Genomic DNA, 3,768 nt, shown 5'->3' on the forward strand with positions numbered 1-3,768 from the left:
AATCCCATACCGCGGGCGATCTCGCGGAAACACTGTCGGCACAGCCAGATGTCGTACTTGCCGACGAGTCCCTGCTCGCGCCCGCAGCGCTGGCACGATTCGAGCTGGCCGGTCCGCTTGGCGGCCTGCTCGCCAGTCTGTTGTTCTGTTTCTGATTCGCTCATTCTGCCTCCGTGACCTCCACGTCGACGTCGTAGTTCGATTCGAGGAACGCGATCGCGTCCTCGGGCGTCAGCCGGTGTCGGGCCGGGATCTGCTGGGTCTGTTTGTTTCGCTTGCCCACGCGATACCCCGGTCGGACCAGATTGACCGTCACGTCGAGCCCGTAGATCCCGATCTCGGGATCGTACTCCTGGCTCGGGAAGTCGGTGTGTTCCTCGATCCCGAAACTGAAGTTGCCGGTCTCGTCGAACTGCGCCGAGTCGATCTCCGCAAGCGACAGGGCGGTCTCGAGGAACGCCTCGGCTGCCTCGCCGCGCAGCGTCACCTTCGCGCCGATCGGATCGCCCTCACGGACGTTGAAGTCCTGGATCGTCCGCTTTGCCGTGGTGCGAACGGGCTGTTGGCCGGCGACCTCTTCGAGGATCTCCTCGGCCTGTGCCAGGGGTTGTCCGCCCTGTCCGATGCCCATGTGGACGACGACCTTCTCGACGGTCGGCGTCCGCATCTCGTGGAACTCGCCCGCGTCGGATTCGGAGCTCATTCGTCGTCACCTCCCTCTTCGTCGGCGTCGGCCTCGGCCTCGACGTCCTCGCTTTCGTCCGCCTCGGTGTCCGCTTCCGTCTCCGGTTCGGCCTCGTCGCCTTCGAGGTCGGCATCGTCCTCGACGAAGTTCTCGTCGATGACGACGACGTACTCCTCGATCGTCTCGAAGCGGTCATCGCCGTCCTCGATGAGGACGTTGTTCGGCGACGATCCCGGCGTGATCTGGATCTCGTCGACCGTGCCGATCCGCCCCGCGTGGGCGCCGCGAACGGCCGTGACGAGCGCACCCTCCTCGTAGGTGAAGTGGGCGACGATCTCCTCGCTATCGTTGGAGACGACGATCGAATCGTTCGTCTCGTAGGCCGTCGCGTCCTCGACGAGCAGCGTCTCGCCGTCGTGGAGCGCGAGCTGGGTGTCGCCGCCGGCGATCTGCGTCTTGCCGACGATCTTGCCGAGCTTCGAGCCCGCGGCGTCCTCGTCGATCGGGGTCAGCGACAGCCGCCCCCCTTCGTCGGGGAACACGCGGTAGTACTCCTCGCGTTCGAGGAACGCCAGGATGTCGAACATCCCGATCGGCTGTCGCTCGTCGGAAACCGCCTTCCCGTTGACCAGGACGCTGTCCTGTCCGAGCGCGTAGCGCGCTTCCTTCTTCGAGTCGACGTAGCCGAGCACGTCGCGCAGGACGATGAGGAGCGGCACCCCGGCCTCGCCGTGCGGACCCGCACCGGCCTTCGTCGTGTAGGTCTCTTCTTTCCGTTCGACCGGCCACGATTTCGGGACGGCCAGTCGTTTCTGGTGTTTCGTCATTCGGTGTCCTCCTCCGCGTCGCCTTCGAGGCGCGCCTCGCGGCGGTCGTCATCGAGATCCAGCGCCGTCACCTGGACGTTGCTCGCCTCGAGCGGACGGGGAACCTCCTCGCCGTCCGCTGTCTCGATCGTCACGTCCTCGACGTGGATCTCGGCGGCCCGCAGGTCCACCTCGAGGACCTCGCCGGACTCGCCGGCGAAATCGCCGCGCTGGACCTCGACCGTATCGCCCGCGTTGACGCGAACGCGTCGCCGACCGTACTCCTCGCGGAGCTCCGGCGACAGCGGCGCGTGTACCTGCTTTTGCTTCTCGTGCAGCGGGGCGCGCTCCTGTCTGTTGCGCTGTTTGGTTGGTTGTCGTGTCATGGTCTATACGATCATCGTTGCTGTCGAGGCGATGCTCCCGAAGCGTTCGGCGACCTCCCGGGCGATCGGGCCCTTGAGCTCGGTCCCTCGGGGATCCTCGTTCTCGTCGATGATGACGGCCGCGTTGTCCTCGAACTTGAGGCGCGTGCCGTCCGGTCGACGGACCGGCTTGCGCTGGCGGATGATGACCGCCTCCAGCACCTGCCGTCGCATCTCCGGCGTCCCTTTCGTGACCGAGACGGTCACCTTGTCGCCGAGTCCCGCCTTCGGGTGGCGGTTCTTGGTCCCGGAGTAGCCGGCGATCGAGATGATCTTCAGCTCGCGTGCGCCCGTGTTGTCGGCACACGTGACCAGCGAGCCCTTCTCGAGGCCCTGTGTGACGTCGGCGTTGAGCGCCTCCATCACTCCTCACCTCCGGTGACTTCCACGACCACGTGGCTCTTGGTCTTCGAGAGCGGTCGCGTCTCTGCTATCTTCACGTCGTCGCCGACCGAGAGCGGCTCCAGTACCCCCGGCACGTGCGCCGGAATCTTCGATCGTCGCTTCATGTAACGATCGTATTTGGGTACCTTCACCTCGTACTCCCGCTCGACGACGACGGTACGGACCTGCCCGCGGACGGGCAACTCACCGTAGAAGGGACACGTCTCGTAGTCGTACTCCTCCGGGGTTTCGGGTTCCGGAGGTTTTGTTACGTCGAGTCCTATTGCCATAGTGAACCTCTCTGTGTTTCGGTGCGAAGCGCGGGGCGTGCGAGTAGCCGGTCGCCCTCGACGATGACGTCCGTGTCATCTAGTGCGAACCGGAACGTGGTTCCCGCCTTCGGCACCTGTTTGACCCCCTCGCCCGTCGCCACGAGCAACGTCCGCATCGTCTCGTCGCGGACACGCCCCTCGATCCCGATCAGATCGGGGTTCGGGGCGTCCGTAACCGTCACGTCGAGTCCGGCGAGTTCGTGGCGGACGAGCGTCTCGGGAGTCATTCGTCGAAGTCGCCCTCCTCTCGCTGGATCGTCTTCACGCGAGCGATGGTCCGTCGCAGCTCGCCGATGCGTCCCGGGTCCTCGGGGGCGCCGCCGGCGGCCAGTACGGCCTTCTCGTTGAGCAACTCCGTCTCCAGCTGTTCGAGTTCCGCCTCGCGTTCGGCGGGCGTCATGTCGCGGATCTCGTCGACGTGCAGGATGGCCATCGTTATTCAGCCTCCTCGCCGTCTTCGTCTCCGTCTTCGTCTTCCATCTCTTCGACGAGCTCTGCGGCCTCGGCTTCGACCTCCTCGTCGAGTTCCTCGTCCGGATCGTCAGCCGCTTCGGGCTCCGGCGTCGGGGCCTCGCCGTCGATTTCCTCCTCGAGGAGCTCCTCTTCGGGAACCTCCTCGGGGGTGTCCGCGGTCTCTTCTTCGATGATCTCCTCGGGGTCGGCGCCGACGGGTTCGGCCTCGGCGTCCTCGGCTCCTTCGAGCAGTTCCTCGACGTCGCCCTCCGGCTCCTCGATGAACTCGGCGACCTCGACGCCCTCGTAGACCTCGAAGTCGTCCGGGAGCTTCGCGTCCGGCGGGATGATCTTCACCCGGACGCCGATGGTGCCGAGTTTCATCACGGCGGTGCCGACGCCCTTGTCGACGATCGTCTCGGCGGGCTCGCCGTTGTGTTTGATGTAGCCGCGGTTGAACTTCTCGACGCGCGATCGGGCGCCGGTGACCTTCCCGCTCAGGATGATCTCCGCGCCCAGCGCGCCCGAATCCATGATGCGGTCGATGGTCGTGTGGCCGGCCTTCCGGAAGTACCAGCCCCGTTCGAGGGCGTTCGCAAGTCGGTCGGCGACGATCTGGGCGTTCAGATCCGGCTCCTCGACCTCCTGGACGTCGATCTGGGGGTCATCGAGGTTGAACTCCT

Annotated in this window: 8 protein-coding genes and 1 pseudogene; all 9 read right to left on the bottom strand. The window is 65.6% G+C overall.

Features of this window, described 5'->3' with window-relative positions; translation table 11 throughout:
• Window positions 1-164 (bottom strand): 30S ribosomal protein S14 (locus KM295_RS16540; RefSeq protein WP_256031469.1); only part of this gene is annotated, 164 nt, incomplete at its 3' end.
• Window positions 161-703, bottom strand: coding sequence for a 50S ribosomal protein L5 (locus tag KM295_RS16545; protein ID WP_256031453.1), 543 nt, complete (start codon window positions 701-703; stop codon window positions 161-163). The genes KM295_RS16545 and KM295_RS16540, both read right to left, overlap by 4 nt.
• On the bottom strand, window positions 700-1,512 hold the full coding sequence (locus KM295_RS16550; RefSeq protein WP_256031455.1) for a 30S ribosomal protein S4e: 813 nt from the start codon (window positions 1,510-1,512) through the stop codon (window positions 700-702). Before KM295_RS16550 ends, KM295_RS16545 begins: the two co-directional genes overlap by 4 nt.
• Complete coding sequence (gene rplX, locus KM295_RS16555) at window positions 1,509-1,877, bottom strand: 50S ribosomal protein L24 (RefSeq protein ID WP_256031457.1); 369 nt, start codon at window positions 1,875-1,877, stop codon at window positions 1,509-1,511. The genes KM295_RS16550 and rplX overlap by 4 nt, the downstream gene beginning before the upstream one ends.
• A 3-nt stretch (window positions 1,878-1,880) precedes the next feature.
• Window positions 1,881-2,279, bottom strand: coding sequence for a 50S ribosomal protein L14 (locus KM295_RS16560; RefSeq protein ID WP_256031459.1), 399 nt, complete (start codon window positions 2,277-2,279; stop codon window positions 1,881-1,883).
• A gap of 14 nt (window positions 2,280-2,293) precedes the next feature.
• Window positions 2,294-2,590: pseudogene (rpsQ, locus tag KM295_RS16565) on the bottom strand (30S ribosomal protein S17); the annotation flags it as partial.
• Entirely contained in the window at window positions 2,581-2,859 is a 279-nt protein-coding gene (locus tag KM295_RS16570) for a ribonuclease P protein component 1 (protein ID WP_256031463.1), read from the bottom strand. The gene KM295_RS16570 and the pseudogene rpsQ, both read right to left, overlap by 10 nt.
• Window positions 2,856-3,065: a 50S ribosomal protein L29 gene (gene rpmC / locus KM295_RS16575; RefSeq protein ID WP_256031465.1), complete on the bottom strand. Its 210-nt coding sequence runs from the start codon at window positions 3,063-3,065 to the stop codon at window positions 2,856-2,858. The genes KM295_RS16570 and rpmC overlap by 4 nt, the downstream gene beginning before the upstream one ends.
• Window positions 3,066-3,067: 2 nt before the next feature.
• The coding region (locus tag KM295_RS16580; protein WP_256031468.1) for a 30S ribosomal protein S3 at window positions 3,068-3,768 on the bottom strand (701 nt) is incomplete at its 5' end.

Source organism: Natronomonas aquatica (genome assembly GCF_024449025.1).
Taxonomy (GTDB): domain Archaea; phylum Halobacteriota; class Halobacteria; order Halobacteriales; family Haloarculaceae; genus Natronomonas; species Natronomonas aquatica.

Coding starts and splice junctions, on each gene's coding strand:
- rpmC (WP_256031465.1), bottom strand. CDS start 3,065: ATGGCCATCCTGCACGTCGACGAGATCCGCGACATGACGCCCGCCGAA.
- rplX (WP_256031457.1), bottom strand. CDS start 1,877: ATGACACGACAACCAACCAAACAGCGCAACAGACAGGAGCGCGCCCCG.
- KM295_RS16560 (WP_256031459.1), bottom strand. CDS start 2,279: ATGGAGGCGCTCAACGCCGACGTCACACAGGGCCTCGAGAAGGGCTCG.
- KM295_RS16550 (WP_256031455.1), bottom strand. CDS start 1,512: ATGACGAAACACCAGAAACGACTGGCCGTCCCGAAATCGTGGCCGGTC.
- KM295_RS16545 (WP_256031453.1), bottom strand. CDS start 703: ATGAGCTCCGAATCCGACGCGGGCGAGTTCCACGAGATGCGGACGCCG.
- KM295_RS16570 (WP_256031463.1), bottom strand. CDS start 2,859: ATGACTCCCGAGACGCTCGTCCGCCACGAACTCGCCGGACTCGACGTG.